This window comes from Nonomuraea sp. NPDC049784 (assembly GCF_040659615.1).
GTDB lineage: Bacteria > Actinomycetota > Actinomycetes > Streptosporangiales > Streptosporangiaceae > Nonomuraea.
In genome coordinates, this window is the sequence record NZ_JBFAMX010000065.1 from 1 (window position 1) to 24707 (window position 24707).

A 24707-nucleotide genomic window follows, 5' to 3' on the forward strand; every position below is an offset into this window, starting at 1 on the left:
CGCGTGATCCTCACCGCCTGTGAGCACCCACTCCAGCGGGTCGGCCCCCAGTTCCTTGGCCGCGACGGCCACGGGCTCCCCCACCGCGAATGCCTGTGGATCCACCTCGATACGCACGCCACTGGCCTCGGCGACGTGGCCCAGGTCCTGCAGCAGCCCGTCGCTGACGTCCAGCATCGCGCTCGCGCCCAGCTCGGCCGCCTGCGGCCCCATCGCGTACGGAGGGCAGGGCCGCCGATGCGCGACCACGACCTCCTCGAGGACAGGGGTCAGAGGCACACCCGCCTCCAGCAGCGCCCACCCGGCGGCGGCGTACCCCAGCCGGCCGGCCACCGCCACCACCTGCCCAGGCCTGGCCCCCGAACGCGTCACGGGTGCCCGGCCGCCCAGGTCGCCCAGCGCGGTGACCCCGATGACCACCAGGTCGCATTTCGTGATGTCGCCTCCGGCCACGCTCGCCCCGACGACGGCGCACTCGTCGCGGAACCCGTCCGTGAGGTCGTCCAGCCACTTCAAGGGGAGGTCGGCGGGCATGCCCAGCCCGACCACGATGGACGTCGGCTCGGCGCCCATGGCGGCGACGTCGGCAAGGTTCTGTGCCGCGGCCTTGCGGCCCACGTCATAGCCGCTGGACCAATCGCGGCGAAAGTGCCTACCCTCGATCAGCAAATCCGTTGAGACCACCACACGGCCGTCGGACGCGCGGATGACGGCGGCGTCGTCACCCGGGCCTAGCATTACCGCCGCGCCCTGGGGCAGACGTCCGGTAATACGATTTATCACTCCGAATTCGCCGAGATCTCCGACTGTGATGACGCACCTCCTGACGCACACAGGGTACGGTGGCCCTTCGGCGTGATCCAATCGCCTGGGAGGACGTGATGGTGCAGGCCTACATCCTTATTCAGACTGAGGTCGGCAAGGCCGCTGCCGTGGCTCAGGAGATATCCGGGATTCCCGGCGTCACTCAGGCTGAAGACGTGACGGGCCCCTACGACGTGATCGTGCGCGCGGAGGCCAACAACGTCGACGAGCTGGGCAAGCTCGTGGTGGCGCAGATTCAGGCAGTGGAGGGCATCACGCGTACTCTTACGTGTCCGATCGTCCACATCTGAAGGTAGTCGTCGCATGCGTGCCGCCGCCGTCCTGCTCGTTCTCCTAGCACTCGCCGGTTGCGGCGGCACCGTGCAGGTCGACCCGCCCAAGCCGCAGGGCGAGGCGGTGGCGGCCTGCGACAAGCTGGCGACGCTGCTGCCCCAGACGCTCGACGGCGACCGGCGTGGTACGTCCACGCCGGAGTCGCCGTACGTGGCCGTCTGGGGCGAGGCCGCCATCGCGCTGCGCTGCGGCGTGCCCAGGCCCGCCAAGATGGCGCCCACCGACCAGCTCCAGGAGATCGGGGGGGTGGGCTGGTTCGCCGACCCCGACAGGCCCACCCTGTTCACCGCGGTGACGGACACGGCCTACGTGGAGGTCACGGTCGGCGGCGAACACGTGGCCGCCGAGGTGCTCGCGGACCTGTCGAAGCCGATCGCCCAGGTCTCGACGCCGTCCAGCTGAGACGTCAACGCAGCCCCGTCGGCCGCGACAGCGCGAGCTGGATGAGCCGGTCGACCAGCGCCGGGTAGTCCAGCCCTGAGGCGGCCCAGAGCTGCGGCGCAACCGACAGCGCCGTGAAACCGGGCATGGTGTTGATCTCGTTGAAGACCAGCTCGCCGTCGGTCGTGTAGAAGAAGTCGACCCGCGCGAGCCCCTCGCAGTCGAGCGCCTCGAACGCGCGCACGGCCATCGCCCGCAGCTGCTCGGCCGTCTCCTCGGGGATGTCGGCGGGCACGGTGAGCGACATCTGATCGGGGTAGTACTTCGCCTCGAAGTCGAAGAACTCCTGGCCGCCCTCGACCTTCACCTCACCTGGCACCGACGCCACCGCGGGCTCATCGCCGAGCGACTCCAGCACCGCGCACTCGATCTCGCGGCCCACGATCGCGGCCTCGATGAGCACCTTGGGGTCGTGCTGCCTGGCGAACTCCACGGCCGACTCCAGCTCGGCCAGGTCGGAGGCCTTGGAGATGCCCTGCGACGAGCCCGCCCTGGCGGGTTTGACGAACACCGGCCAGCCGAGCGACTCCGCCTCCTTGAGCACGCGGTCGCGGTCGAGCCGCCAGTCGCGGTCACGTACGACGACGTAGGGGCCGGTCGGCAGACCCGCGGCGGCCATCACGGTCTTCATGTGGGCCTTGTCCATGCCCACGGCGCTGGCCAGCACGCCGGAGCCGACATAGCGCACCCCGGCCATCTCCAGCAGCCCCTGGATCGTGCCGTCCTCGGCGAACGGCCCGTGCATCACGGGGAAGACCACGTCCACGCTGCCGAGCTCCACGGGGATGCTGCCGGAGTCGTACGCCACCAGCGAACTCCCGCCGGACGGCAGCGCCAGCGCCGCCCCCGAGGTGTCGACGACCGGCAGCTCGCCCGACTCGATGGCGAACCGCTGGTCGGAAGCTGCCAGCACCCACCTGCCGTCCTGGGCGATCCCGATGGGGATCACCTCGTACTTGCTCCTGTCGATCGCATCCAGAACGCTGCCCGCGCCCATCAGGGACACGGCGTGCTCGGAATTGCGGCCTCCGAAAACGACGGCGACGCGTGGCTTGCTCATGGTGTCCGAATCTACCGGGGTGTTCTGGTCACAGCGAGCCAAGCACGCCGTAATCAGGTCTTTCTCACAGTGTGCCGCGTACAGCGGTGCACTGCAGGCCGCGGAGTCTGCGCCTACAGTGTGCTTAGACGCCGTAGCGTTCCGGCTTGGGTGAGCGGGACATGAGCAGCATGCCCGCCTCGGCAGGAGACATGCCGTCGTGCACGACCCCGACGACCACCTCGGTGATCGGCATCTCGACGTCGTGCTTCCTGGCCAGCTCCAGCACGGACTCGCAGGACTTCACGCCCTCCGCGGTCTGCTTGGTGGCGGCCACGACCTCGTCGAGGGTCATGCCCCTGCCCAGGTTCTCGCCGAAGGTGCGGTTGCGCGACAGCGGCGAGGTGCAGGTCGCCACGAGGTCTCCCATCCCGGCGAGCCCCGCGAACGTGTGCTGGTCGGCCCCGAGCGCCGCGCCCAGGCGGGAGATCTCGGCCAGTCCCCTGGTGATGAGCATGGCGCTGACGTTGTCGCCCATGCCCATGCCCGCGGAGACGCCCACGGCCAGCGCGATCACGTTCTTCACCGCGCCGCCGAGCTCGACACCGACCACGTCGTGGTTGGTGTACGGGCGGAACCACGGAGGCAGATGGCAGATCGCCTGGAAGCGGGCGGCGACCGACTCGTCGGTGCACGCGACGACCGTGGCGGCGGGCTGGCGCTCGGCGATCTCCCTGGCCAGGTTGGGACCCGAGATGACCGCGACCCGCTCCTCGGGCACCTCGGCGACCTCGCGGATCACCTCGCTCATCCGCTTGGTCGTGCCCAGCTCGATGCCCTTCATCAGGCTCACCAGGACCGCGTTCGGCGGGATGTGCTCGCGCCAGGCGGCCAGGTTGGGCCGCAGCTGCTGCGACGGCACGGCCAGCACCACGAACTCGGCCCCGTCGAGCGCGCGCGCCGGGTCGGTCGTGGCGCGCAGCTTTTCGGGGAGCGCGATGCCCGGCAGGTAGTCGGGATTGACGTGGTCGCGGTCGATCGTCTCGACCAGCTCCCGCCTGCGCCCCCACAGCGTGACCTCGTTGCCGGCCTCCGCCAGAATCATCGCGAACGTGGTGCCCCATGAACCCGTGCTGAAAACGGCCACCTTTGTCATGCCATCACCGCCCGGCGGGATCGTAGGGAGTCTCGGGGGCCTTCTCGCCACGCAGCTCGGCGAGCTGCTCGGTGATCGCCGCCATGATGTCGGCCGTAGCCTCGCGCAACACGTCCGCGTGCGGCGGCTTGCCTTCGTACTTCGACAGGTCCACCGGCGGCCCCACCGTCACGTGGAACGTCTTACGCGGGAACAGCCTGGGCTTCTTCTCCCCATATGGCAGGAGCTCATGCGCGCCCCAGTGGGCCACCGGAATGACCGGCGCGCCGCTCTCCAGCGCCAGCCGGGCCGCGCCCGTCTTGCCCACCATGGGCCACAGGTTGGGATCGCGAGTGCAGGTGCCCTCCGGGTAGAACAGGATCGCGCCGCCGTCCTTGAGCCGCTGAGCGGAAATGTGCAGCGACTTGGCCGCCTCGGCGCTGTCGCGGTAGACCGGGATCGCGAGCAGCTCCGCCACGGCCCTGCCCAGGAACGGCACCTTGAACAGCGCGGACTTGGCCAGGATCACCGGCCAGCGGCCGTTGTTGTAGAGGAAGTGCGACAGCAGAACCGGATCAGTCCAGGAGAGATGGTTGGCCGCGATGATCACGCCGCCGGTGCGCGGGATGCGCTCTCCCCGGCGCCAGTCCCTCTTGACCAGGAGCCGGGACAGCGGTTTCACGATAACTACTGCCAGGGTTTCCCAGAAACGCGATGGTCTCGTGGGGCGGCTCATGGTCTCCTCCAACACGTACGGGGTGCGCCCCAAGTCTCCCGGGTGGCCGTGCGGGATGTCGAGGCGGGATGCTTAAGACTATGAGCATCCGCTGGTCACTGGTCATCCCGGTGAAGACGCTGGTCGCGGCGAAGACGAGGCTGGCCGCGGCGACGGGGCCACACCGCACCCGGCTGGCGGTGGCGGTGGCCAGCGACACCGTGGCGGCGGCGCTTTCATGTGCGCAGGTCGCCCGGGTGATCGTGGTGACGGCCGATCCCGCGGCCGCGGGTCCGCTGGGCGCGCTGGGGGCCGAGGTGGTGGCCGATCCGGACCGCGGGCTGAACACCGCCTTACGGACAGGGGCCGCCCACGCCGTACGCGTCGCGCCCGGCGACGCTGTGGGGGCGCTCCAGGCCGACCTGCCTGCCCTGCGCTCTTCGGAGCTGGGGGTGGCGCTGTCTGCGGCGGCCGAGCTGGACCAGGCCTTCGTGCCGGACGCGCTCGACGTCGGGACGACCTTCTACGGGGTACGGCCCGGGATGGCGTTCACGCCGAGGTTCGGCGGGGAGTCTCGGGCCAAGCATCTGGCGGTCGGGGCCAAGGAGCTGTGCCTGCCGGGGATCGAGTCCGTCCGGCGGGACGTGGACACTCCCGACGACCTGCGCGCGGCCATCGCGCTGGGCCTCGGCCCGCACACGGCCGCGGTGGTCGCCGAGCTGTGGCCCGCCTCATGAGGGGGTCGCGGGCGCCTTCATGATGGCGGGCGAGGTCGCCACCGCCAGGTGCGACAGGCCCAGCAGGGCCACGCCCGCGGCGAAGACCGCGTGGCCGCCGAGCCACTCCCCCAGCGCGCCGCCGGCCAGCCCGCCCAGCGGGACGGCGCCCCACATGAGAAAGCGCATGCTGGCGTTGACCCGGCCGAGCAGGTGGTCGGGGGTGATGCGCTGGCGGTAGCTGAGCTGGGCGATCCCGAAGATCGAGCTGGCCACGCCGAACAGCGACGAGGCCACCGGGAAGATCAGCAGCCGCCAGCCGGGGCCGGTCGCCAGCGCGGGCAGGTAGAGCAGGGTCGCCAGGACGGCGGAGCCGTACAGGGTGCGGCCGGTGCCGAAGCGGGCCGTGACGCGGGCCACCAGCGCCGCGCCCACGAGGGAGCCGACGGCGGCGGCCGACAGCAGCAGCCCGTACTGGGCCGAGCCGACGCCGAGCTGCTTGATCAGGTAGAGCGGCAGTCCGACCGTGCAGACGCTGTTGGCGGCCATGGCCAGCGCGCCGCCGGCCGCGATCCTGCGCAGCACGGGCTCCCCCGCGACGAACTTGATGCCCTCCGCCACCTCATGCCGCAGTAATCCCCGCTCGCCGCGCATCGGATGCTCCTGAGCCCGCACGCCCGACAGCAGGAGCGCGGAGAAGAGGTAGCTGACGGCGTCGGCGAGCAGCGCGATCGGCGCGGTGAACACGGCCACCGCCCAGCCTCCGACGCCCGGTCCCGCGAGCAGCGAGACGTTCCTGGTGACCTCCAGGAGGCCGTTGCCGCGTTCGAGGCGCTCCTTGGGCACGATGGCGGGCAGGAAGCTCATGTGGGCGACGTCGAAGAACACCGTGCCCACTCCCAGCATCAGCGCGACGACGTAGAGGTGCGGCAGAGTCAGCACGTCGAGCCAGGCCGCCACCGGGATCGACAGCAGCGCCACGCCGCGCGCGACGTCGGACCAGATGAGGATCGGGCGGCGCCGCGCCCGGTCCACCCACACGCCCGCGGGCAGGCCGATCAGCAGGAAGGCAAGCATCTGGGCCGCCGACAGCAGGCCGAGCTGAAACGCTCCGGCGTCCAGCGTGAGGAGCGCCGCCAGCGGCAGGGCCACGACCGTGACCTGGGTGCCCATTTGCGTGACACCGTTCGCCCACACGAATCGCCAGAAGTCGCCCGCACGCACCATGCTTTTCGATTTTGGCCGCCTCGCCGGGCGAGGGGCAAACCAATTACGCTGATCTACGTGCAGGGGACGGTACGCAGCTTTGACGAGGCCACGCGCTCGGGCACGGTGTTCCTGGACGACGGGACCGTGCTGGAGTTCGGCACGCCCGCCTTCGACGCGGGGCCGCTGCGGCTGCTGCGCACGGGCCAGCGGGTCAACCTCGCGATGTCCGCCGGCGAGATCACCTACATCACGCTCTCGACTTTCCCGGTCCCGGACGCATTCGGTGAGCCGGGTCCGGCGGGCGACGCGGAGTAACGGGTCCCGCACGCGAGCGGCGGGCCGGCGTTTTCGGCGGATCGCGTGGCCAAATGCGAACGCCCGGGCCGACGGCCCGGGCGTGCTGGCTCGCTGGGATTACTTCTTCTTTCCGGCTTTCTTGCCGCCCTGGTTGACCAGCTCCTTGAAGTCGGAGCCCGGCCGGAACTTCGGCCCCCAGCTCTCGGGAACGTTGATTTCCGCGCCGGTTGACGGGTTCCTGGCCGTGCGGGCGGGCTTGTTCACCATCTCGAACGCGCCGAAGCCCGTGATCGAGACCTTGTCGCCGCTGGCCACAGCTTTCTGGATGGCGTCGATGACCGCGTTCACGGCCTCGGTGGCCGTCTTCCTGTCGCCCACCCGATCCGCGATGGCCTCGACGAGTTCTCGCTTGTTCATGAAAGTCCTGCTCCCCCAGTTACGGCTCGGGGTTCCAGCTCACGAGTTCGACGTAGAAACCCCTTACGCGCTCGAAAGTAGGCTGGATCGCGGGGGAACTCAATCACCAAGCGTATTTTCGCCACTACGTGGCGTGTCGAGAGAGGCCAGAAAGGCGTCCAAGCGGACGGCCGCCCTTTCCGGATCCCGCTTCGCCAGGTCGCAGATCGCGAGGTAACGGCGGGCCAGCCGGGCCTTCTCCGCCGCGGGGAGCATGCGGACGCGGCGGTGCGCCTCGCGCAACCGCCGCGCCAGTTCGTCGTCTTCTAGACGGTCGTCGGCAGCCATGGCTGCCGACCATTCTCGTACGCCGCCACATCGTCGGCGTGACGCAGGGTCAGCCCGATGTCGTCAAGGCCCTCCATGAGCCGCCAGCGGGTGTAGTCGTCGATCTCGAACGGCACGACCTCGCCGGCCCAGCGGACCTGGCGTTCCGCCAGGTCGACGGTGACCTCCAGCTTCGGGTCGGCCTCGACGGCCGCCTGCAGGGCCTCGATCTTCTCGCCCGGCAGGACGACCGGCAGCAGGCCCATCTTCGTGGAGTTGTTGCGGAAGATGTCGCCGAAGCGGGCGGCGATCACGACGCGGAACCCGTACTGCTGCAGCGCCCAGACCGCGTGCTCACGGGAGGAGCCGGTGCCGAAGTCGGGACCGGAGACGAGGATCGAGCCGCCCTCGTAGGACGGGTCGTTCAGCACGAACGTCGGGTCCTCGCGCCAGGCCGCGAACAGGCCCTTCTCGAAGCCGGTGCGGCTGACCTGCTTGAGCCAGACGGCCGGGATGATCTGGTCGGTGTCGACGTTGCTGCGGCGCAGCGGCACCGCCGTACCGGTGTGGGTGGTGAATGCTTCCATCGGTGAGGTCTCCTTACAGGTCGGCGGGCGCAGTGAGGCGGCCGGTGACGGCGGTCGCGGCGGCGACCTGCGGCGACACCAGGTGGGTACGGCCACCCTTGCCCTGGCGGCCCTCGAAGTTGCGGTTGGAGGTGGAGGCGCTGCGCTCGCCGGGCTTGAGCGTGTCGGGGTTCATGCCCAGGCACATCGAGCAGCCTGCCTCGCGCCACTCGGCGCCGGCGGCCTTGAACACCTCGTGCAGGCCCTCCTGCTCGGCCTGCAGCTTGACCAGCATCGAGCCGGGCACGATCAGCGTGCGGGTCTTCACCTGGCGGCCGCGCAGGATCTCAGCGGCCGAGCGCAGGTCCTCGATGCGCCCGTTGGTGCACGAGCCGACGAAGACCGTGTCGACCTCGATCTCGCGCAGCGGCGTGCCCGCGGTCAGGCCCATGTACTCCAGGGCCCGCTCGGCGGCCGATCGGGCGACGGGGTCGGAGAAGCTCTCCGGGGACGGGACGGACTCGCCCAGCGGCAGGCCCTGCCCGGGGTTGGTGCCCCACGTGACGTACGGGGTCAGCGTCGACGCGTCGATCTCCACGACCTTGTCGAACACGGCGTCGTCGTCGGTGCGCAGCGACTTCCAGTATTCGACGGCCTGGTCCCACGCCTCGCCCTTGGGCGCGTGCGGGCGGTCTTTGAGATACTCGAAGGTGGTCTCGTCCGGCGCGATCATGCCGGCGCGGGCGCCTGCCTCGATCGACATGTTGCAGACCGTCATCCGGCCCTCCATGGAGAGCTTACGGACGGCCTCGCCGCGGTACTCGACGATGTAGCCCTGGCCGCCGCCGGTGCCGATCTTGGCGATGATGGCCAGGATCAGGTCCTTGGCCGTGACGCCCGCGGGCAGCTCGCCGGAGACCTCGATGGCCATCGTCTTCGGCCGGTACGCGGGCAGGGTCTGCGTGGCGAGCACGTGCTCGACCTCGGAGGTGCCGATGCCGAACGCGATGCCGCCGAACGCGCCGTGCGTCGAAGTGTGAGAGTCGCCACACACGATCGTCATGCCCGGCTGCGTCAGCCCGAACTGCGGGCCGATGATGTGCACCACGCCCTGACCGGCGTCGCCCATCGGATGGAGCCTGATGCCGAACTCGGCGGCGTTCTTGCGCAGCGTCTCGACCTGCGTCTTGGACACCGGGTCTGAGATCGGGCCGAGCACGGTCGGCACGTTGTGGTCCTCGGTGGCGATCGTGAGGTCGGGCCGCCGCACCTTCCGGCCGGCGAGACGGAGCCCGTCGAACGCCTGCGGGCTGGTCACCTCGTGAATGAGGTGCAGGTCGATGTAGAGCAGGTCCGGTTCGCCCTCGGCGCGCCGGACTACGTGTTGCTCCCAGACCTTCTCGGCCAGTGTGCGGCCCATGTCTCCTCCTGGGTTGTTCGCGATGCACCGTCGCATCACTCGCTGGGGCCCCAATATCCCCTCGCGTGGAGTTTGCCTCCGACTTGCTTTCTCATATGTCGAGACGGCAGTATCGGTACATGGACAACTCTAGCGGAGTCGGAGTACTCGACAAGGCAGTTCTTGTACTCAATGCCCTCGAAGCGGGACCCGCTTCACTGGCGCAGCTCGTCCAGGCCACCGGTCTGGCCCGCCCCACGGCCCACCGGCTCGCCGTCGCACTTGAGCATCACCGCATTGTGAGTCGTGACACACAGGGCAGATTCGTGTTGGGTCCCCGGCTTTCCGAGTTGTCCACCGCGGCCGGCGAGGACCGGCTGCTGGCGGTGGCCGCACCCGTGCTGCTGCAGCTCAGGGATCTCACCGGGGAGAGTGCGCAACTCTACCGCCGCCAGGGCGACGAGCGCGTCTGCGTAGCGGCCGCCGAACGCTCCAGCGGCCTGCGGGACACCGTGCCGGTGGGGTCGGCGCTGCCCATGACGGCGGGCTCGGCGGCGCAGATTCTGCTCGCCTGGGAGGAGCCGGATCGCCTGCACCGGGGCCTGCGCGGCGCCAAGTTCAGCGCCGCCACCCTCGCCTCCGTACGGCGCCGCGGCTGGGCCCACAGCGTCGGCGAGCGCGAGCAGGGCGTGGCCAGCGTGTCGGCCCCCATCAGGGGCAGCGGCGGCAAGGTGATCGCGGCCGTGTCGGTCTCCGGCCCCATCGAACGGCTCACGAGGGCACCGGGACGGCTCCACGCGGTGCCCGTTATGGCGGCCGCCGAACGTATAACGGAGGCAATGCGTCGCACGTCATGATCGGCAAAAGCAGGTATTTGGGGAGCCGAGTGCCTCGTGGGCGCACTAGCCTGAGTGCGTGACAGATCGCATCGAGGTAGCCGCCACTGAGCTGCGACCCCTGCTCGAAGAGTTCATCATGTGGGCGCGTGCGAACGCGCCCGGAAGCGACCCCGAGCTCGTGGGGCCTGCCGCACTCTGGCACCGTCTCGCCTTCTCGCAGGACCTCGGCACCTGGAAGCGCGCCGACCTGCGTAACCTGCTGCTCGACCGCATGCCCAAGGTCGTGGAGGATCCCGACGCAGCCGCCGACGGGATGCTCCCGGCCGTGGACGCGTACCTGACGTTCCTCTCCCAGACCGGCAGGCTGGCCAAGGGCTCAGACTCCCTCGCCGATCTGCAGGCGGAGCTGGACGACGTCGAAGACGAGTTCGTCGACCTCATGGAAGAGCTGCTGGACGACACCGAGGGCGACGACGAGGAGGAAGAGGTCGGCGACCTTGGCGATTTCGAGCCGTTCGCGGACGAGCTCGCCGATCTCGACACGATCCGGTTGCGGCCCGACACCGAGCTGGCCGAGGCCGCCCGGCAGGCGCCGCTGGTCGCCAAGGCCCGCGACCTCGCCCTGTGGGTGGGGTCGGGCCGCCGGGTGGGCGAGGACACCTTGCTCACCGACGCCGAGGTGGAGGAGGCGCTGGCGACCGTCGGGCTGCCCAGGCCCGAAACCGACGGCCCGATCGCCGAGGCGGTCCCCCAGCTCTGGAACCTCTGGAACCTGGCCGTGGACCTGGAGTTCCTCCAGCCGGGCGAGGGCAACACGGTGGCGGTGCAGGACGACACCTCCGAGTGGCCGTTCGACGACGACGAGGACGTGCTCGACGCCTGGATGCTGGGCCTCCACTCGGTCGACTACGGCGACCCGGAGCTCGACGACGAAGACCTCACGATGGCGCTGACGGGCCTGACGCGGGGCTTGCTCGTCCGCCTGCTGCTGGCGGGCGGGTCGCGCGACTTCGACGAGCTGGCGCAGGACCTGGCCGAGGCCGCCGCCGACCTCGACGAGCTGGGGGCGGACGCGTGGGAGGCGGCGGGCGACCCGCTGACGCCCGCGATCGACTGGCTGGCCGGCTACGGCATGGTCGAGGTCGACGGCACCACCGTCCGGCTCACGCCGCTCGGCACCGAGGGAGTCGTCCACCTGGTGGACGACTCCGACATCGAGGTGGACGCGCGGCCCGCGATCGAGTCCATGAGCGCCCACGAGCTGCTGGCGCTCAGCGCGGAGCTGCCGGAGGACGAGGCCGACGCGGAGTTCGCGGCCTGGATGCGGCTGCGGGAGCCGGGCAAGGCGGCCGAGGAGCTGCTGGACGCGGCGGCCGAGGACGAGAGCGACGCGCTGATCAGGGTGCAGGCCGCCAGCGTGGTCGGCACGCTGGGCGAGGCCGCCATCCCGGCCTGGCAGGCGGCGCTCAAGCAGCCCTCGCTGCGGCCCTACGCTGCCACGCATCTGAGCCAGCTGGAGGTCGAGGGGGCGCCCGAGCCCACTCAGGACGACACGCACTGGCTGATCCTGGACATGTGGACGATCTCTGCCGGTCTGGGACGGTCGGAGTTCGTGAGCAGCTTGCGGGACATCGGGCCCGAGATGGTCAACAGCCTGCTCGAGGTGGTCTGGCGGATCCCGCACGCGCACGTGGAGGAACTGCTGGACCTGATCTCCCAGGTCCACCCGGACAAACAAGTCGCCAAGGCAGCCCGTCGCGCCCTCTTCAAGGCCCGTTCCGCCTAACCGCTTCCCAGGCCCCCGCGGATTCCTGTTCGCGGGGGCCTTCTAGTTGCATGTGCGGCGCCGTCCGTGGCCGTCTCGTCCTTCATGTTTTACGGCGGAGCACGGCCGGCCCACCCGCCGCACATGGCCGGGCTCTGTCCAGGGAGACGGTCGTGTGGTGTGCGGGGCTGGGCGCCGTTACGAGCGCAAAGTGGGCCGGCTCCGTGAGAGTCGTCAACCGGCACGCTCTTCGGCCGGAAAAGCGAAACGCTCCGGGGCTATAGCGCCGGAGCGGGTGAAGTAGACGTAGTCCCGACCGGATTCGAACCGGCGCTACCGCCTTGAGAGGGCGGCGTCCTGGGCCACTAGACGACGGGACCTTCGCGGGCTTGTGACAAGTGGTAGTCCCGACCGGATTCGAACCGGCGCTACCGCCTTGAGAGGGCGGCGTCCTGGGCCACTAGACGACGGGACCCTGTCCACAAGCTGGGTGGTGCCGGGCCTCCCCGGCAACGCAGGTAACTCTACCGCACCCCGAAGACCACTCCAAACCGCTTTTGAAGCGCTCCCCACGGCTAAGGCCGGGGGATTCCAGCCGTCCGGGACCCCGTCTTCGCAGCGGCTCCAGACGCTGTTGCTTGGCGGTTCACCTTCCGGCCCACGCGGCTGCGTGGTTTGCGCGCCCCAACCCGCGCGACCGGTCTGGCCTGCGCGAGCTCCGCCCTCCCGGCGGTGAGGATGTTCTTGGCGGCGTTCACATACGCGTGATCACGATGTCGGCAGGAGGTGCACGCGAAGACCGTTTGGCTCTTGCGGGACTTCGCATCCACCTTCTTGGACTCATGGCACGTGATGGACGTGTTCGCCGGATTGACAGTGATCACACAGGTGCCCGTGTACCGGGCCTTGGACCGGACGGTCAGCTCGATCCGATGCCATCCTTTGTCCAGGATGGCACGGTTCAGGCCGGATTTCGCCGCCGCCCCGTTGGGCAGGAAAGTCCCCGGCCTGCCGGGGTCCGGCTTGGGTTTGGCCGTGGCGGTCATGTTCTTGGTCTTCAGCGCCTCGAACACGATCAGATCATGGTCGCGGGTCAGCGCATGCGCGGTCTTGGCGGCGAAGTCCTCACGACGTCGGCGGATCCGCGCGGCGAACGCCCCCACTCGGCGCGCGGCACGAGTGCGCCGGTTGCTGCCCTTGGTCGTGCGAGCCAAGTCCCTTTGCAGCTTGACTGCGTGTTCGACCTCTCGATCACGGGCGAACACCTTGTGGTGGAACTGGCCTTCACTCGTGGTCCCGATCTTCGCGACACCGCGATCCACGCCGATCCCGGTATCTGGTCTGGCGTGCCGGGTGAGAGGTTGCTCGCCGTCGTCGACCAGGAAGCTGATATACCAGCGTCGGCCCTCTCGCGCCACGGTGGCGTTCTTGACGGTCCCGCCCAGCGGGCGACTCCAGCGGAACCGGACCCAGCCCAGCTTGGGCAGCTTCGCCCGCGCCCAGCGACGGTTCAACCGCTCCACAGCGATCTTGCCCCCTCCGGGAACCGGAACGAGGGACGGCTGCGGGTCTTGTACTTCCAGCGGCCTTCCACGTGCCGTGCAGCGAGCACGCCTGATCCAGGTCTATGAGGGTCTGCTGCAGGCAGTGGCTGGGCGCCTCGGTCAGCCACTCGAACTCTCCCTTGGCTTCGACCAGTTGACGGGCCTGCTCGTGGTAGCCGATGAATGCGCCTCGCCGCCGATAGGCGCGACGCTGCTCTAGCGCGGTGTTCCACACGGACCGGCATGCCCCGCCGATGCGCTCCGCGAACTGTTCCTGCCCTGGGGTGAGGTCCAACAGGTATCTGCGTCCGGTCAGCACGAGCCCACCCGCCTACACGTTCTTCTGGTTCGCGACGTACCGCTTGACCACGTCCAGAATGCGCCGCCCACGCTGGCCACGAAGGAGGAGCAGGTCCACAGCGTCGCAAAGACGCGACCTCCGGTGGAGGACGAGTGGGCGACGAAGCGGGGGAAGCTGCCCACGCAACACGAAAGACATCCATAAGCCGGGCGGACTCTACCTAAATCACCGCCACGCCTCCGCCCTTGACCGCGGCACGTCTCCACACCCCCACCGTGCACCCCTCTCAGGCTCAGGGGCACCTCGGCGGCGCAAGGCTGGCCAGCGGACGGAGGGGACCAGGTTGCGAGTGGCCGAAGTAGATCAGTGGGTGAGGAGGCCGCGGCGGTAAGCCTCGGCGACGGCGGAGGCGCGGTCGCGGACGTCGAGCTTGGCGTAGATGTGCAGCAGGTGTGTCTTGACGCTGGCCTCGCTGATGAACAGGCCGGCCGCGGCCTCCTTGTTCGTCGCTCCCCCCGCCACGAGGTGGAGCACCTCCAGCTCGCGCTTGCTGAGCCTGCCCCTGGACGGCTTGCGGAGGTGATCGGCGAGCCGGCCCGCGACGGCGGGAGCGAGGACGGTCTCGCCCCTGTGGGTGGCTCTGACGGCACGCACCAGCTCCTCCGGAGAGGCGTCCTTCAGCAGGTAGCCCCTGGCGCCCGCCTCGAGGGCGGGCAGGACGTCGGTGTCGAACGTGGTGAGCACCAGCACCCGCGGGCCCGTGCCGTGGAGGCGGCGGATGGCGGTGACGCCGTCCATGCCCGGCATGCGCAGGTCCATGAGGACGATGTCGGGCTCGAGCTCGGCGGCCAGCCGGACGGCCTCCGCGCCGTCGGCCGCCTCCCCGACGATCTCGAGGTCGGGCTCCCCGCCGAGCGCCGCGCGTAGGCCGTCGCGCACGATGGGGTGATCGTCCGCTATCAGCAACCTCACCGGCATCCGTCCCTCTCCCCCGGGCGATCGTCCCTCGTCAGCGTCTCATCCACCGCCGTCTCCGGAGGTCGATCGGCCGCCCCGGAGATCCAGTCGCCCAACCTGACAGTCGGCCGGCCGTCCTTCCGCCGCAGCTCGCCCGGCTCCTCCGTGGAGGGCGCCGGCCGTCTCATCAGCGTCTTCGGCGGGGATGGCGGGGACGGCGGCGGCCACGGCCGTGCCCTGACCCGGTTCGGACTCGACGTCCAGGGTGCCGCCGACGCCACGCACGCGTTGCCGCATCCCGTCCAGGCCGAAGCCGTCAGCGGGCTCCTGCGGGTCGAAGCCGGCCCCGTCGTCGCGAATGTCGAGGAGGACCGTTTCGTCCGTGTACGACAGCGTGAGGCCCGTCCTGGTGGCTCTGGCGTGCTTGGCGACATTGGCCAGAGCCTCCTGGGCGACGCGGAAGAGGGCGGCCTCCACCTCGGCGGCCAGGGCGACCGGGGTGCCGGTGATCTCGAGCGCCAGATCCACGCCGGCCGCCTGCGACCACGACTCGGCCATGCCGTTGATCGCCTCCGGGAGCCTCGCGTTCTCCAGCGGCTCGGGGCGCAGGGCGCGTACGGATCGGCGGGCCTCGGACAGGCTCCGGCGGGCCAGCTCGGCGGCCTGGTCGAGGTGGCGGCGGCGCACGGGGGGCTGGGAGGCGCGATCGGCGGCGTCGAGCTGGCCGATCAGCGCGACGAGGTCCTGCGCCACCGTGTCGTGGATCTCGCCCGCCACGCGGTGCCGCTCGTCGAGCACGCCCGCCGACCTGGCCTGGTCGAGGAGCCTGGCGTTCAGGTCGGCGTTCTCCGTCATGGCGGCACGTAGCCGCTCGACCAGGCGGCGGCGTTTGTCGTGCTCGCTGGAGACGTACCAACCGGCGATGACCAGCGGCAGCGCCACGCCCGCGATCACGGTGAGGAGGGTGTCTCCGGCACCCGGGCCCGCCTGGGCGGTCACGTTGACGATGGCGGTGAGCGTCACGCCCGCCATGACCAGCCGGGCCGGCAGCATGGCGATGGCCAGCGGGTAGCCGATCGCGGCGAACAGGATGAAGGCGGGGCTCGCGGCGGTCAGCGCACCGGCGAGGGCGATCAGGACGAGGTAGTGGCTCACGACCAGCATGCGGTGCTTGTCGCGGCGAGGATGGAGCCACGCGATCGGCGCCACCCACACCGCGATCAACGCCGGCACCGGCCACCCCGCCACGGGCCAGGCCGGCGCAGGCCACCCCGATACGGGCGACCCCAGCCAGGTCAGGGCAGGGGCTGCGGCCAGGGCGCTGGTGGCCGGCTCGGCCGTTGCCGAGAGCCAGGTCACGAGTGGGCCCGCCAGCCAGCGAAGGATCGGCCAGGGCATGCTGCCGGTGGGCGCGTCCGCGAGGGCGGCCGCGGTCGTGGAGATCGCGAGCAGTGCGTACGCGAGCCCCAGGAACGCCCAGCGCTCGCGGCCGTCGAGCCAGCTCATGAGGTCAAGCCTGGCACGCCATCGACCGATCGGTGGATGCCGGGCATCCACCGATCGACGAGCCAGGCAGGCGATGCGCACCCAGGCTGAACAGGGCGAACATCGAGTCATGAGCTTTCCGACCCGTAGAGACATGTTCCAGTACGCCGCCGTCGCGGGGGCCGGCGCCGGGGGCGCCTCGGCGGCCAAGCCCAGGAAGGACGTGACCACGTACGTCTTCGTGACCGGCGCGAACGGCGTGGCCGCGGCGGACTCTGAGCTGACGCTGCGCGGCCACCGCACCGTCGGGGTGAACCTGCCGGGCCACGGCCCCGAGGAGCAGTTTCACCTGGCCTATCAGGCGCCGCAGGACCTGGAGAAGCTGGCCACGCTGCCGTCGCCGGTGGCGGGGGTCACCCTGGACGACTATGTGGAGGCCACGGTGGACGTCGTGCGCCGGGCCTCCGGCCATGGCCCGGTGATCCTGGTAGGCGGCAGCCTGGGCGGCGCGGCGATCACGAAGGCGGCCGACGCGGTGCCCGAGCTGATCGACCTGCTCGTCTACGACACGGCGTTCTGCTGCACGAAGCTGCCCTCTCCCAACGACTATCTGGCGACGCCGGAAGGCAAGGAGAGCCTCGCGGCGGGCGTGGCGGAGAGGGGCATCATCGCCGACCCGCGGGTGATCGGCGCGATCCGCATGAACTGGCGCACGAACGACAGGACGTTTCTGGACGCGGTCAAGGCGGCGTTCATGGCGGAGGCGAGCGAGGGCGAGCTGCTGGCCATGCTGAACACGTTGCTGCCGGATGAGAGTCTCCAGGTGGGGAGCGCCGACGCTCGGGGGCGCAAGGAGGCGTGGGGACGAGTGCCGCGCGTCTACATCAGGCACACGCGGGACAAGACGATCCCGCTCGCGCTGCAGGACCGGATGATCAAGGAAGCGGACGCGGCTACGCCGGACAACACGTTCAAGATCTTCTCGGTGGAGGCATCCCATGCGCCGACGGCGAAAACGTACCGGGAGATTACCGAAATCCTGCACGGACTGGCGAAATAAAGAAGTGCTGGGGTACCAGGACTCGAACCTAGACTAACTGAACCAGAATCAGTCGTGCTGCCAATTACACCATACCCCACCGTTAGCGGCCCCTCATGAGGCGCGCTCGGCGACGTCCGAAAGAATAGCCCAGCTATGGGGCTAAGACCAAAACGATTAGCCGACGCGCCCTCCACCGCTCACAGCACGGGCCTGATCGTGCCAAGCTGAAGGGGACAAAACACCACGTGGAGGAGCCCCACCGTTGGCCGGTAACCCGTTCTTCGCCCCAAGCACCCTGCCGTACGAGCTGCCGCCCTTCGCCGACATCCGCGAGGAGCACTACCTGCCCGCGTTCGAGCGCGGCATGGCGGAGCAACTGGCCGAGGTCGACGCGATCGCAGGCGACCCCGGGCCGCCGACCTTCGACAACACGATCGCCGCGCTGGAGCGGTCGGGACGGATCCTCGACCGCACGGCCACGGTCTTCTTCAGCATTGCCGCCTCCAACACCACAGACGGCATCATGGAGATCGAGAAGGAGATCTCTCCCCAGCTGACCCGCCACATGGATGCCATCCGGCTCAACCGGGCGCTGTGGGCGCGGATCAAGCAGGTGACGACGGAGGACCCCGAGGAGTCCTGGCTGCTGGAGAAGTACCGGGAAGACTTCATCAGGGCCGGGGCCGACCTGTCGGAGCCGGAGCAGGACCGGCTGCGGGAGCTCAACGAGGAGCTGTCGAAGCTCTCGACGGAGTTCGCGCAGAGCCTGCTGAAGGCTTCGACGGAGTCCGCGCTGGTCGTGGAGGACCCCAAGGAGCTCGACGGCTTCGACCAGGCCAAGATCGAGTCGCTGCTCAAGGACGGCAAGTACGTCCTGCCGCTGCTCAACTTCACCGACCAGCCGGGCCTGGCCCTGCTCACCGACCGCGACGTGCGCCGCAGGCTGTATGAGCTGAGCGTGGGCCGGGCGCCGGGCAACTTCGGACTGGCGGCCACGATGGCGGCGCTGCGGGCCGAGCGGGCGGCGCTGCTCGGGTTCCCCAGCCACGCCGCGTACGTGGTGGCCGACCAGACGGCCAAGACCGTCGAGGCGGTCGAGGAGATGCTGGGCCAGCTCGTCGGCCCCGCCGTCCGCAACGCGCGGAAGGAAGCCGAGGAGCTGACCGCGCAGGCCGGGTTCGAGATCGAGCCGTGGGACTGGTCGTACTACTCCGAGAAGGTGCGCCAGGCCCGCTACGACTTCGACGCGGACGCCATGCGGCCGTACTTCGAGCTCAACCGCGTCTACCGTGACGGCATCTTCTTCGCGGCCGGGAAGCTGTACGGCGTCACCTTCACCGAGCGGCCCGACCTCGGCGGATACCACCCCGACGTGACGGTGTTCGAGGTGTTCAACGAGGACGGGAGCCGGCTGGGGCTTTTCGTGCTCGACCCGTACGCGAGGGCGACCAAGCGCGGCGGGGCGTGGATGAACAACCTGGTGGACCAGTCGTTCCTGTTCGGGCTGCAGCCCGTGGTGATGAACAACCTCAACGTCACCAAGCCCGCCTCCGGGCCGACGCTGCTGACGTACGACGAGGTGAACACCGCCTTCCACGAGTTCGGCCACGCGCTGCACGGCCTCTTCTCGCAGGTACGGTTCCCGCGCGTGTCAGGCACCACCGTGCCGCGCGACTTCGTCGAGTACCCGTCGCAGGTCAACGAGATGTGGGCGACCTGGCCCGAGGTGCTGGCCAACTACGCCAAGCACCACGAGACCGGCGAGCCGATGCCGGCCGAGCTGGTGGAGAAGCTGAAGGCGGCGGAGAAGTTCAACCAGGGCTTCAAGACCGTCGAATACCTGGCCGCCACGCTGCTCGACTGGACCTGGCACAAGCTGGCGGCAGGTGAGACGGTGGCCGACCCCGAGGCGTTCGAGTCCGCGGCCCTGGAAGCCGCCCAGATCGCCGTACCGCAGGTCAGGCCGCGCTACCGGACCAACTACTTCGCGCACATCTTCTCCGGCGGCTACAGCGCCGGCTACTACTCCTACATCTGGAGCGAGGTGCTCGACGCGGAGAGCGTGGAGTGGTTCAAGGAGAACGGCGGGCTCATCCGGGCCAACGGCGACCACTTCCGCCGCGAGCTGCTCTCCCGGGGCGGCAGCCTCGACCCGCTGACCGCCTTTCGCAACTTCCGCGGGCGCGAGCCCAGCATCCAGCCGCTGCTCGCCCGCCGCGGCCTCGACTGAATCCTCAGACCGGGGCTTTCCGAACGTCACGGCGTCTTCCCGGCACCCTCCATCCACCGCACTAGAAGGATCGAGGGGCACGGGAAGCGCGCCGAGGACAGTCGGAAGAAGGGCGCCCGGCGACCCGCCTCCGGGCCGCCGGGCATCGGGTCAGCCGCGGAGGCGGGCCAGGGCGGCGCGCAGGCGGTCCTGGGCGCGCTCGCGGCCGAGCACCTCGATGGACTCGAACAGCGGCAGGCCCACCGTCCGGCCGGTGATCGCCACGCGTACCGGCGCCTGGGCCTTGCCGAGCTTGAGCCCGTGGGCCGCGCCGACCTCCTCCAGCGCCTCCTTGAGCGACTCGGGGTCCCAGCTCACCGTCTCCAGCCTGGCCAGGTAGTCGGTGAGGATCTCCACCGGGGAGTTCTTCATCGCCTTGTCCCAGGACACCTGGTCGAAGACCGGCTCCTCGAGGAAGAGGAAGTCGACGTTCTGCCGGATCTCCGACAGCACGGAGATGCGGGTCTGAGCCAGCGCCGCGACCTTGCTGAACCGCTCTCGGTCCCATGAGGGATCGAGGTAGGGCGCGCAGCGAGCCTCGAACGTCTCCAGAGGCAGCGCCCGGATGTACTCGCCGTTGAACGCGCGCAGCTTCTTCTCGTCGAAGAACGCGTTTGACGGGTTGACGTCCTCCAGCTTGAACAGCGGCACCATCTCCGACCACGGCATGATCTCGCGGTCCTCGCCGGGCCCCCAGCCGAGCAGCATGAGGTAGTTGACCATGGCCTCGGGGAGGTAACCCTCCGCGCGGTAGTCCTCCAGGGCCACCTTGTCGCGGCGCTTCGACAACTTCTTCCGCTGCTCGTTGACGATCACCGGCAGGTGCGCCCAGACCGGAGGCGTGGCGCCCAGCGCGGGCCAGAGCAGTTCCTGCCGGACCGCGTTCGGCAGGTGCTCCTCACCGCGCGCGACGTGGGTGACGCCCTGCGTGATGTCGTCGACGGCGTTGGCCAGCACGTAGAGCGGAGAGCCGTCGCTGCGCGCGATGACGAAGTCCTCCTGGGCCTTGTTGGGGAACTCCACTCGGCCGCGGACCAGGTCCTCCACCACCGTGGCGCCCTCGTCGGGGGTGCGGAAGCGGACCGCGCCCGCGGTGAGGCCACGCTCGCGGCAGTAGCCGTCGTAGCCCTTGTCCTGGGAGCCGGTGCGGGCGACGAGCGCCTCACGGGTGCAGTCGCAGTAGTAGGCCTTACCGTCGGCCAGCAACTTGGCCACGGCCTCGCGGTGCTGAGGCTCGTAGGCCGACTGGAAGTAGGGGCCTTCGAACGTCGGGTTGCCGCCGTTGATGCCGATCCAGTCGAGGGCCGAGATGATGCCCTCTGTCCACTCCGGCCGGTTACGCGTGGCGTCGGTGTCCTCGATGCGCAGGATGAACCGCCCCCCGGACTGCTCGGCAATCGCCCAGTTGAACAGAGCGGCTCGGGCGCTGCCCACATGAAACATGCCGGTTGGGGACGGGGCGAACCGCACCCGTACTTCAGTCACGGGAGACCACCTTGTTCGTGAGTGTGCCGATGCCCTCGATGCCGACGCTGACCTCGTCACCGACCTGGAGCGGGCCGACGCCCGCGGGAGTGCCGGTCAGGATGACGTCGCCCGGGATCAGGGTCATGACCGCGCTGACGTACGCCACCAGCGCCGGGATGTCGTTGATGAGCTGGCTCGTGCGCCCGCTCTGCCGGATCTCGCCGTTGACCGTGGTCGTCAGGGCCAGGTCGCTCGCGTCGAGGTCGGTCTGGATCCACGGCCCGAGCGGGCAGAACGTGTCGAACCCCTTGGCCCGGGTGAACTGCACATCCTTCTTCTGCAGGTCGCGGGCGGTGACGTCGTTGGCGCACGTGTAGCCGAAGATGACGTCCTTGACCCGCTCGACCGGCACCTCGCGGCACAGCCTGCCGATCACCACGGCCAGCTCGCCCTCATAGTCGACGCGGTCGGACAGCGTCGTGGGGTACGCGATGTTCTCGCCGTGCCCGATCACCGACGTCGACGGCTTCATGAAGATGAGCGGCTCCTCGGGCACCTCGTTGCCCAGCTCCGCCGCGTGCTCGGCGTAGTTTCTGCCGATGGCGACCACCTTGCTCGGCAGCATCGGGGCCAGCAGCTTCACTTGCGACAGCGGGAACCGCTCGCCGGTGAACTGCACCTGGCCGAACGGGTGACCGGCGACCGTGGAGACGAACTCCTCACCCGGACCACCTTCGACCACGCCGAACGACACGCCTTCGCCTGTGGAGAACCTCGCTATACGCACCCGACAAGGCTATCGCCGCCGCCGTGAGGCTCCGCCCAACGCACGCCGCCTCGTGCCGCACGTCACCCCCAACGGGTCAGGAATTGTCGATGAATGTCCCCAAAGTCCGTTTTGTTGGGTATCAGGGGTGTCCGTGTGGTTATGGGTCACTACTAGTGAGGACAAACAGGGGGGTGACGGTCGTGTCGGACACAATGTCTAACCAGGCCACGGAAGCCGGTCAGGCCGCGACCGTACCGAGGGCCAGGACGTACGAGGGCGGCACGGGGACCGCACTGGTCACCGACAGGGGCACCACCAGCATCGAGGACGGTGTCGTCGCCAAGATCGCCGGACTGGCCGCTCGTGAGGTGTCCGGTGTCTACACCATGGGCGCCGGCGCGGCGCGTGCGTTCGGCAGCATGCGCGGCATGGTCGGCGTCGAGGAGAGCGTCTCGCAGGGCGTGTCGGTGGAGGTGGGCGAGCGGCAGGCCGCCATCGACCTCGACCTCGTGGCGGAGTACGGGACGGCGATCCCCGATCTGGCGGGCGCGGTGCGGAAGAACGTCATCAACGCGGTCGAGCGGATGTGCGGGCTCGAGGTGACCGAGGTCAACATCAGGGTCGACGACATCCACCTGCCCGAGCCGGACCGCGAGCGGGAGACCGAAAGGGGCCGCGGCGAGCAGGCCGAGCCGGAGCCGCGGGTCCAATGACGGACACCGGCCAGGCTCCGGGGGCCGGCGCCGGGACGGCCGCCGTGGGCGGTGGCACCGGCGAGGCGTCGGCGATCGCCGAGCGGGCGCGATCGTGTCAGGGCGTGGCCGGGCTGTCCGGTGGCCCGTTCGGGACGGTGGCCACGTACCTGCCGGGCAAACGGCTCATGGGCGTCTCCGTGAACGACCGCGCGGTGGAGATCGCGATCGTCGCCACGCTGGACCGCCCGCTCCCGGAGACCGCCGACGAGGTACGGCGGGCCGTGCTGGACCTGGCCGGAGACCGCCAGGTGAACGTGCGCATCCACGACGTCGTGGAGGGACCATGAACAACATCCACTGGTGGCCGGTGATCGGCATGGCCGCCGGCATCATTCTCGGGCTCGTCGCAGCGTTCGGTGGGCTCTTCGCGTTCCTGCTCGTGCTCGTGCTCGGCGCGGTCGGCTTCCTGGTCGGCTGGATCGCCGAGACCGGCCAGCTGAAACTCTCATCCGAGAGGCGGAGATGACCACTGCCACCGGCGCCGGCACTGTGACGGTGCCCGCGCAGCGTCCCGCACCCCAGCCGCCGCCGGAGTTGCGCGGGCACACCCAGATCGCCGGCCGGGTGGTGATCAAGATCGCCTGCTGTGCCGCCGAGGAGGTTCCCGAGGTGCGGGAGGTGCATCTCGGAGGCCGGCCTTGGACGCGTTCGTCGAGCGCCGAGGTCCGCGGCGAGCAGGCCACGGTCCGGCTGAACGTGAGCGTCGCCTACCCGTCGCCGCTGCGTGCCGTGGCGGCGCGGCTCAGGGAGCACGTGATCGGCCGCATCACCGCCCAGACCGGCCTGAACGTCACCCGCCTGGACGTGACCATGATCGACCTCGGTGGCGAGCTGCCATGACCGAGCAGTTCCCGAAGCAGGAGGTTTGCGCCGTTCCTGCCGAGGGCGAGGCTCCCCCGGGCGGGCCTGCCCAGAGCGGGCCTTCCGAGGGCGTGCCGCCCGAGGTCGGAGGCACGCGCCAGGTGACGCGCGACAGAGCCGCCGACCGGGCGGCCGTGCGGGCGTTCCGCCCGAACAGGCGGGTTCCGGCCATCGTGGTGTCCGTCCTGCTGGCGCTCCTGGGCCTCCTGGTCGCCGCCGAGACGATCTCCGGGCTGGCCGGCCGCCCGCTGCGTTTGGTGCCGTACGACCGGATGCTCGGCTGGGCGGCCTCCACGCTGTGGTCGAACCCGCTGTTCCTGCTGGGCTCGGCGGTCGCGGCGCTGATCGGGCTCGCGCTGCTGGTCACCGCCCTGGTCCCGGGGCGGCCGGGCATGGTGCCCGTACGCAGCGGCGACCCCGACGTGATCATCGGCCTGCGTCCCAAGAGCGTCACCAGAGCCCTGGCGCACGCGGCCGAGGAGGTGCCGGGCGTGCACTCGGCCCGCGCCACGATCCGCGGCCACACGGTCGCCGTCACACCGGCCACGTCCGGGTGGGACAAGGAGAGGTTCGCCCAGGAGGTACGCACTGCCGTGCTCACCAGGCTGGCGGGGCTGAACCCCGTGGAGCCGTACCGGGTGGCCGTGAACGTCAAGGAGCGCAAGTGAACAGGAAGACCAGCAGGGGGAACCGGTGGGGACTGGCCCTGGTCGGGCTGGCGCTGGTCGTCCTGGGTGGGCTCGCGCTGGCCCGCGGGCTGGGCGCCTGGGGATCCGCGCGGACGCCGATCGTGGACGACGGCGTACGGGGGTTCTTCACCCGTAACAGCCCGGGGATCTGGTGGCTCGTGGCCCTCGTGTCGATCGCGCTGGCGCTGCTGGCGCTGCGGTGGCTGTTCGTGCAGGGACGCAGTGAGATCTCGCACGGCGCGGTACAGCTGGAGAGGTCACCGACCGGCATCACCGAGGTGTCGGCACCGGGGATGGCGCACGCGATCGCCGCCGACGTCGAGTCGAGCCCGATCGTGCTCCGCGCCGACGCGGACCTGGTGGGCTCGCCGAGCCGCCCTGAAGTGCGACTACGCGTGGTCGCCGACGAGTCCGCCCCCATCGGCGAGCTCAGCCGGCACCTGTCCACGGTGGCGCTGCCGCACATGCGCGACGCGCTGGACCGGGATCATGTGCCGGCGATGGCCCGCGTTAGCCTGGAGCCCTCACCAGCCCCGCACCGGGTGGTGCGCTGACGAGAGGGGTTT

The 24707-nt window shown here is 69.9% G+C and carries 28 protein-coding genes, 3 tRNA genes and 1 pseudogene; 14 read left to right on the top strand and 18 right to left on the bottom strand.

Annotation, left to right across the window (positions count from 1 at the left end):
• A partial coding sequence (locus tag AB0J09_RS16630) for a thiamine-phosphate kinase (RefSeq protein WP_360690859.1) occupies positions 1-834 on the bottom strand: 834 nt, incomplete at its 3' end.
• A 47-nt stretch (positions 835-881) separates the two neighbouring features.
• Between AB0J09_RS16630 and AB0J09_RS16635 the strand changes: the two genes are divergently transcribed.
• Positions 882-1115 carry an Lrp/AsnC ligand binding domain-containing protein gene (locus AB0J09_RS16635; protein ID WP_344991475.1) on the top strand — a complete coding sequence of 78 codons (234 nt, stop codon included), beginning with the start codon at positions 882-884 and terminating at the stop codon, positions 1113-1115.
• Positions 1116-1128: 13 nt separating this feature from the next.
• Entirely contained in the window at positions 1129-1560 is a 432-nt protein-coding gene (locus AB0J09_RS16640; RefSeq protein ID WP_360690863.1) for a DUF3515 domain-containing protein, read from the top strand.
• A 4-nt stretch (positions 1561-1564) separates the two neighbouring features.
• Here AB0J09_RS16640 and AB0J09_RS16645 read toward each other — a convergent pair whose 3' ends face one another.
• From AB0J09_RS16645 to AB0J09_RS16655, 3 genes are all read right to left on the bottom strand, one after another.
• Positions 1565-2659, bottom strand: a complete 1095-nt coding sequence (locus AB0J09_RS16645) for a D-alanine--D-alanine ligase family protein (RefSeq protein WP_360690866.1) — start codon at positions 2657-2659, stop codon at positions 1565-1567.
• A 124-nt stretch (positions 2660-2783) separates the two neighbouring features.
• Positions 2784-3794, bottom strand: coding sequence for an NAD(P)H-dependent glycerol-3-phosphate dehydrogenase (locus AB0J09_RS16650; RefSeq protein WP_360690869.1), 1011 nt, complete (start codon positions 3792-3794; stop codon positions 2784-2786).
• A gap of 4 nt (positions 3795-3798) precedes the next feature.
• Entirely contained in the window at positions 3799-4455 is a 657-nt protein-coding gene (locus tag AB0J09_RS16655) for a lysophospholipid acyltransferase family protein (RefSeq protein WP_360690872.1), read from the bottom strand.
• Positions 4456-4589: 134 nt separating this feature from the next.
• Between AB0J09_RS16655 and cofC the strand changes: the two genes are divergently transcribed.
• Positions 4590-5225, top strand: a complete 636-nt coding sequence (cofC, locus tag AB0J09_RS16660) for a 2-phospho-L-lactate guanylyltransferase (RefSeq protein ID WP_360690875.1) — start codon at positions 4590-4592, stop codon at positions 5223-5225.
• Here the strand turns inward: cofC and AB0J09_RS16665 are convergent.
• A complete protein-coding gene (locus tag AB0J09_RS16665; protein WP_360690878.1) occupies positions 5220-6431 on the bottom strand; it encodes an MFS transporter in 1212 nt (403 codons plus the stop codon). The genes cofC and AB0J09_RS16665 overlap by 6 nt on opposite strands.
• A gap of 57 nt (positions 6432-6488) precedes the next feature.
• Here AB0J09_RS16665 and AB0J09_RS16670 point away from each other — a divergent pair, with 57 nt between their 5' ends.
• Complete coding sequence (locus AB0J09_RS16670) at positions 6489-6728, top strand: hypothetical protein (protein ID WP_360690881.1); 240 nt, start codon at positions 6489-6491, stop codon at positions 6726-6728.
• Positions 6729-6827: 99 nt separating this feature from the next.
• Here AB0J09_RS16670 and AB0J09_RS16675 read toward each other — a convergent pair whose 3' ends face one another.
• The 4 genes from AB0J09_RS16675 to leuC all read right to left on the bottom strand — a co-directional run bounded on the left by AB0J09_RS16675 (position 6828) and on the right by leuC (position 9419).
• Complete coding sequence (locus AB0J09_RS16675; protein ID WP_360690884.1) at positions 6828-7127, bottom strand: HU family DNA-binding protein; 300 nt, start codon at positions 7125-7127, stop codon at positions 6828-6830.
• A 99-nt stretch (positions 7128-7226) separates the two neighbouring features.
• Entirely contained in the window at positions 7227-7454 is a 228-nt protein-coding gene (locus AB0J09_RS16680) for a hypothetical protein (RefSeq protein ID WP_360690887.1), read from the bottom strand.
• Entirely contained in the window at positions 7433-8020 is a 588-nt protein-coding gene (leuD, locus tag AB0J09_RS16685; RefSeq protein ID WP_360690890.1) for a 3-isopropylmalate dehydratase small subunit, read from the bottom strand. Before leuD ends, AB0J09_RS16680 begins: the two co-directional genes overlap by 22 nt.
• Positions 8021-8033: 13 nt before the next feature.
• Positions 8034-9419, bottom strand: a complete 1386-nt coding sequence (leuC, locus tag AB0J09_RS16690; RefSeq protein ID WP_360690893.1) for a 3-isopropylmalate dehydratase large subunit — start codon at positions 9417-9419, stop codon at positions 8034-8036.
• Positions 9420-9538: 119 nt separating this feature from the next.
• Here leuC and AB0J09_RS16695 point away from each other — a divergent pair, with 119 nt between their 5' ends.
• Both AB0J09_RS16695 and AB0J09_RS16700 read left to right on the top strand, forming a co-directional pair.
• Positions 9539-10255 carry an IclR family transcriptional regulator gene (locus tag AB0J09_RS16695; RefSeq protein WP_360690896.1) on the top strand — a complete coding sequence of 239 codons (717 nt, stop codon included), beginning with the start codon at positions 9539-9541 and terminating at the stop codon, positions 10253-10255.
• 58 nt (positions 10256-10313) lie between these two features.
• The gene (locus AB0J09_RS16700) at positions 10314-12023 is read left to right on the top strand and encodes a hypothetical protein (RefSeq protein ID WP_360690899.1); all 1710 of its coding nucleotides are present in this window, start codon (positions 10314-10316) and stop codon (positions 12021-12023) included.
• A 286-nt stretch (positions 12024-12309) separates the two neighbouring features.
• Here the strand turns inward: AB0J09_RS16700 and AB0J09_RS16705 are convergent.
• From AB0J09_RS16705 to AB0J09_RS16730, 6 genes and pseudogenes are all read right to left on the bottom strand, one after another.
• Positions 12310-12382, bottom strand: a tRNA-Glu gene (locus AB0J09_RS16705).
• Positions 12383-12401: 19 nt separating this feature from the next.
• Positions 12402-12477, bottom strand: a tRNA-Glu gene (locus tag AB0J09_RS16710).
• Positions 12478-12577: 100 nt separating this feature from the next.
• Positions 12578-13516, bottom strand: coding sequence for a transposase (locus tag AB0J09_RS16715; RefSeq protein ID WP_360690902.1), 939 nt, complete (start codon positions 13514-13516; stop codon positions 12578-12580).
• Between the two features lie 280 nt (positions 13517-13796).
• A pseudogene (locus AB0J09_RS16720) lies at positions 13797-13865 on the bottom strand (hypothetical protein); the annotation flags it as partial.
• Positions 13866-14210: 345 nt separating this feature from the next.
• Complete coding sequence (locus AB0J09_RS16725; RefSeq protein ID WP_360690905.1) at positions 14211-14825, bottom strand: response regulator transcription factor; 615 nt, start codon at positions 14823-14825, stop codon at positions 14211-14213.
• Positions 14826-14864: 39 nt separating this feature from the next.
• Positions 14865-16310 carry a sensor histidine kinase gene (locus AB0J09_RS16730; protein ID WP_360690908.1) on the bottom strand — a complete coding sequence of 482 codons (1446 nt, stop codon included), beginning with the start codon at positions 16308-16310 and terminating at the stop codon, positions 14865-14867.
• Positions 16311-16419: 109 nt separating this feature from the next.
• Here AB0J09_RS16730 and AB0J09_RS16735 point away from each other — a divergent pair, with 109 nt between their 5' ends.
• Positions 16420-17349, top strand: a complete 930-nt coding sequence (locus AB0J09_RS16735; RefSeq protein WP_360690911.1) for an alpha/beta hydrolase — start codon at positions 16420-16422, stop codon at positions 17347-17349.
• 7 nt (positions 17350-17356) lie between these two features.
• Here AB0J09_RS16735 and AB0J09_RS16740 read toward each other — a convergent pair.
• Positions 17357-17428 (bottom strand) — tRNA-Gln (locus tag AB0J09_RS16740).
• A gap of 165 nt (positions 17429-17593) precedes the next feature.
• On the opposite strand from AB0J09_RS16740, the gene AB0J09_RS16745 reads away from it, so the two are divergent.
• Positions 17594-19561, top strand: coding sequence for a M3 family metallopeptidase (locus AB0J09_RS16745; protein WP_360690914.1), 1968 nt, complete (start codon positions 17594-17596; stop codon positions 19559-19561).
• A gap of 150 nt (positions 19562-19711) precedes the next feature.
• Here AB0J09_RS16745 and gltX read toward each other — a convergent pair whose 3' ends face one another.
• Both gltX and AB0J09_RS16755 read right to left on the bottom strand, forming a co-directional pair.
• Positions 19712-21085 carry a glutamate--tRNA ligase gene (gene gltX, locus AB0J09_RS16750; RefSeq protein ID WP_360690917.1) on the bottom strand — a complete coding sequence of 458 codons (1374 nt, stop codon included), beginning with the start codon at positions 21083-21085 and terminating at the stop codon, positions 19712-19714.
• The gene (locus AB0J09_RS16755) at positions 21078-21854 is read right to left on the bottom strand and encodes a fumarylacetoacetate hydrolase family protein (protein WP_360690920.1); all 777 of its coding nucleotides are present in this window, start codon (positions 21852-21854) and stop codon (positions 21078-21080) included. The genes gltX and AB0J09_RS16755 overlap by 8 nt, the downstream gene beginning before the upstream one ends.
• 182 nt (positions 21855-22036) lie before the next feature.
• Here AB0J09_RS16755 and AB0J09_RS16760 point away from each other — a divergent pair, with 182 nt between their 5' ends.
• From AB0J09_RS16760 to AB0J09_RS16785, 6 genes are read left to right on the top strand one after another with little or no spacing between them, the layout of a single operon-like run.
• Positions 22037-22549 (top strand): Asp23/Gls24 family envelope stress response protein, encoded by a 513-nt coding sequence (locus AB0J09_RS16760; RefSeq protein WP_360690923.1) that lies wholly within the window; start codon positions 22037-22039, stop codon positions 22547-22549.
• Positions 22546-22878, top strand: a complete 333-nt coding sequence (locus AB0J09_RS16765) for a hypothetical protein (RefSeq protein ID WP_360690926.1) — start codon at positions 22546-22548, stop codon at positions 22876-22878. The genes AB0J09_RS16760 and AB0J09_RS16765 overlap by 4 nt, the downstream gene beginning before the upstream one ends.
• Positions 22875-23057 carry a DUF2273 domain-containing protein gene (locus AB0J09_RS16770; RefSeq protein WP_360690929.1) on the top strand — a complete coding sequence of 61 codons (183 nt, stop codon included), beginning with the start codon at positions 22875-22877 and terminating at the stop codon, positions 23055-23057. The genes AB0J09_RS16765 and AB0J09_RS16770 overlap by 4 nt, the downstream gene beginning before the upstream one ends.
• Positions 23054-23431, top strand: a complete 378-nt coding sequence (locus tag AB0J09_RS16775; RefSeq protein ID WP_360690932.1) for an Asp23/Gls24 family envelope stress response protein — start codon at positions 23054-23056, stop codon at positions 23429-23431. Before AB0J09_RS16770 ends, AB0J09_RS16775 begins: the two co-directional genes overlap by 4 nt.
• Positions 23428-24120, top strand: a complete 693-nt coding sequence (locus AB0J09_RS16780) for a DUF6286 domain-containing protein (RefSeq protein WP_360690935.1) — start codon at positions 23428-23430, stop codon at positions 24118-24120. Before AB0J09_RS16775 ends, AB0J09_RS16780 begins: the two co-directional genes overlap by 4 nt.
• Positions 24117-24695, top strand: coding sequence for a hypothetical protein (locus AB0J09_RS16785; RefSeq protein WP_360690938.1), 579 nt, complete (start codon positions 24117-24119; stop codon positions 24693-24695). The genes AB0J09_RS16780 and AB0J09_RS16785 overlap by 4 nt, the downstream gene beginning before the upstream one ends.
• The last annotated feature ends 12 nt before the right edge of the window (positions 24696-24707 follow it).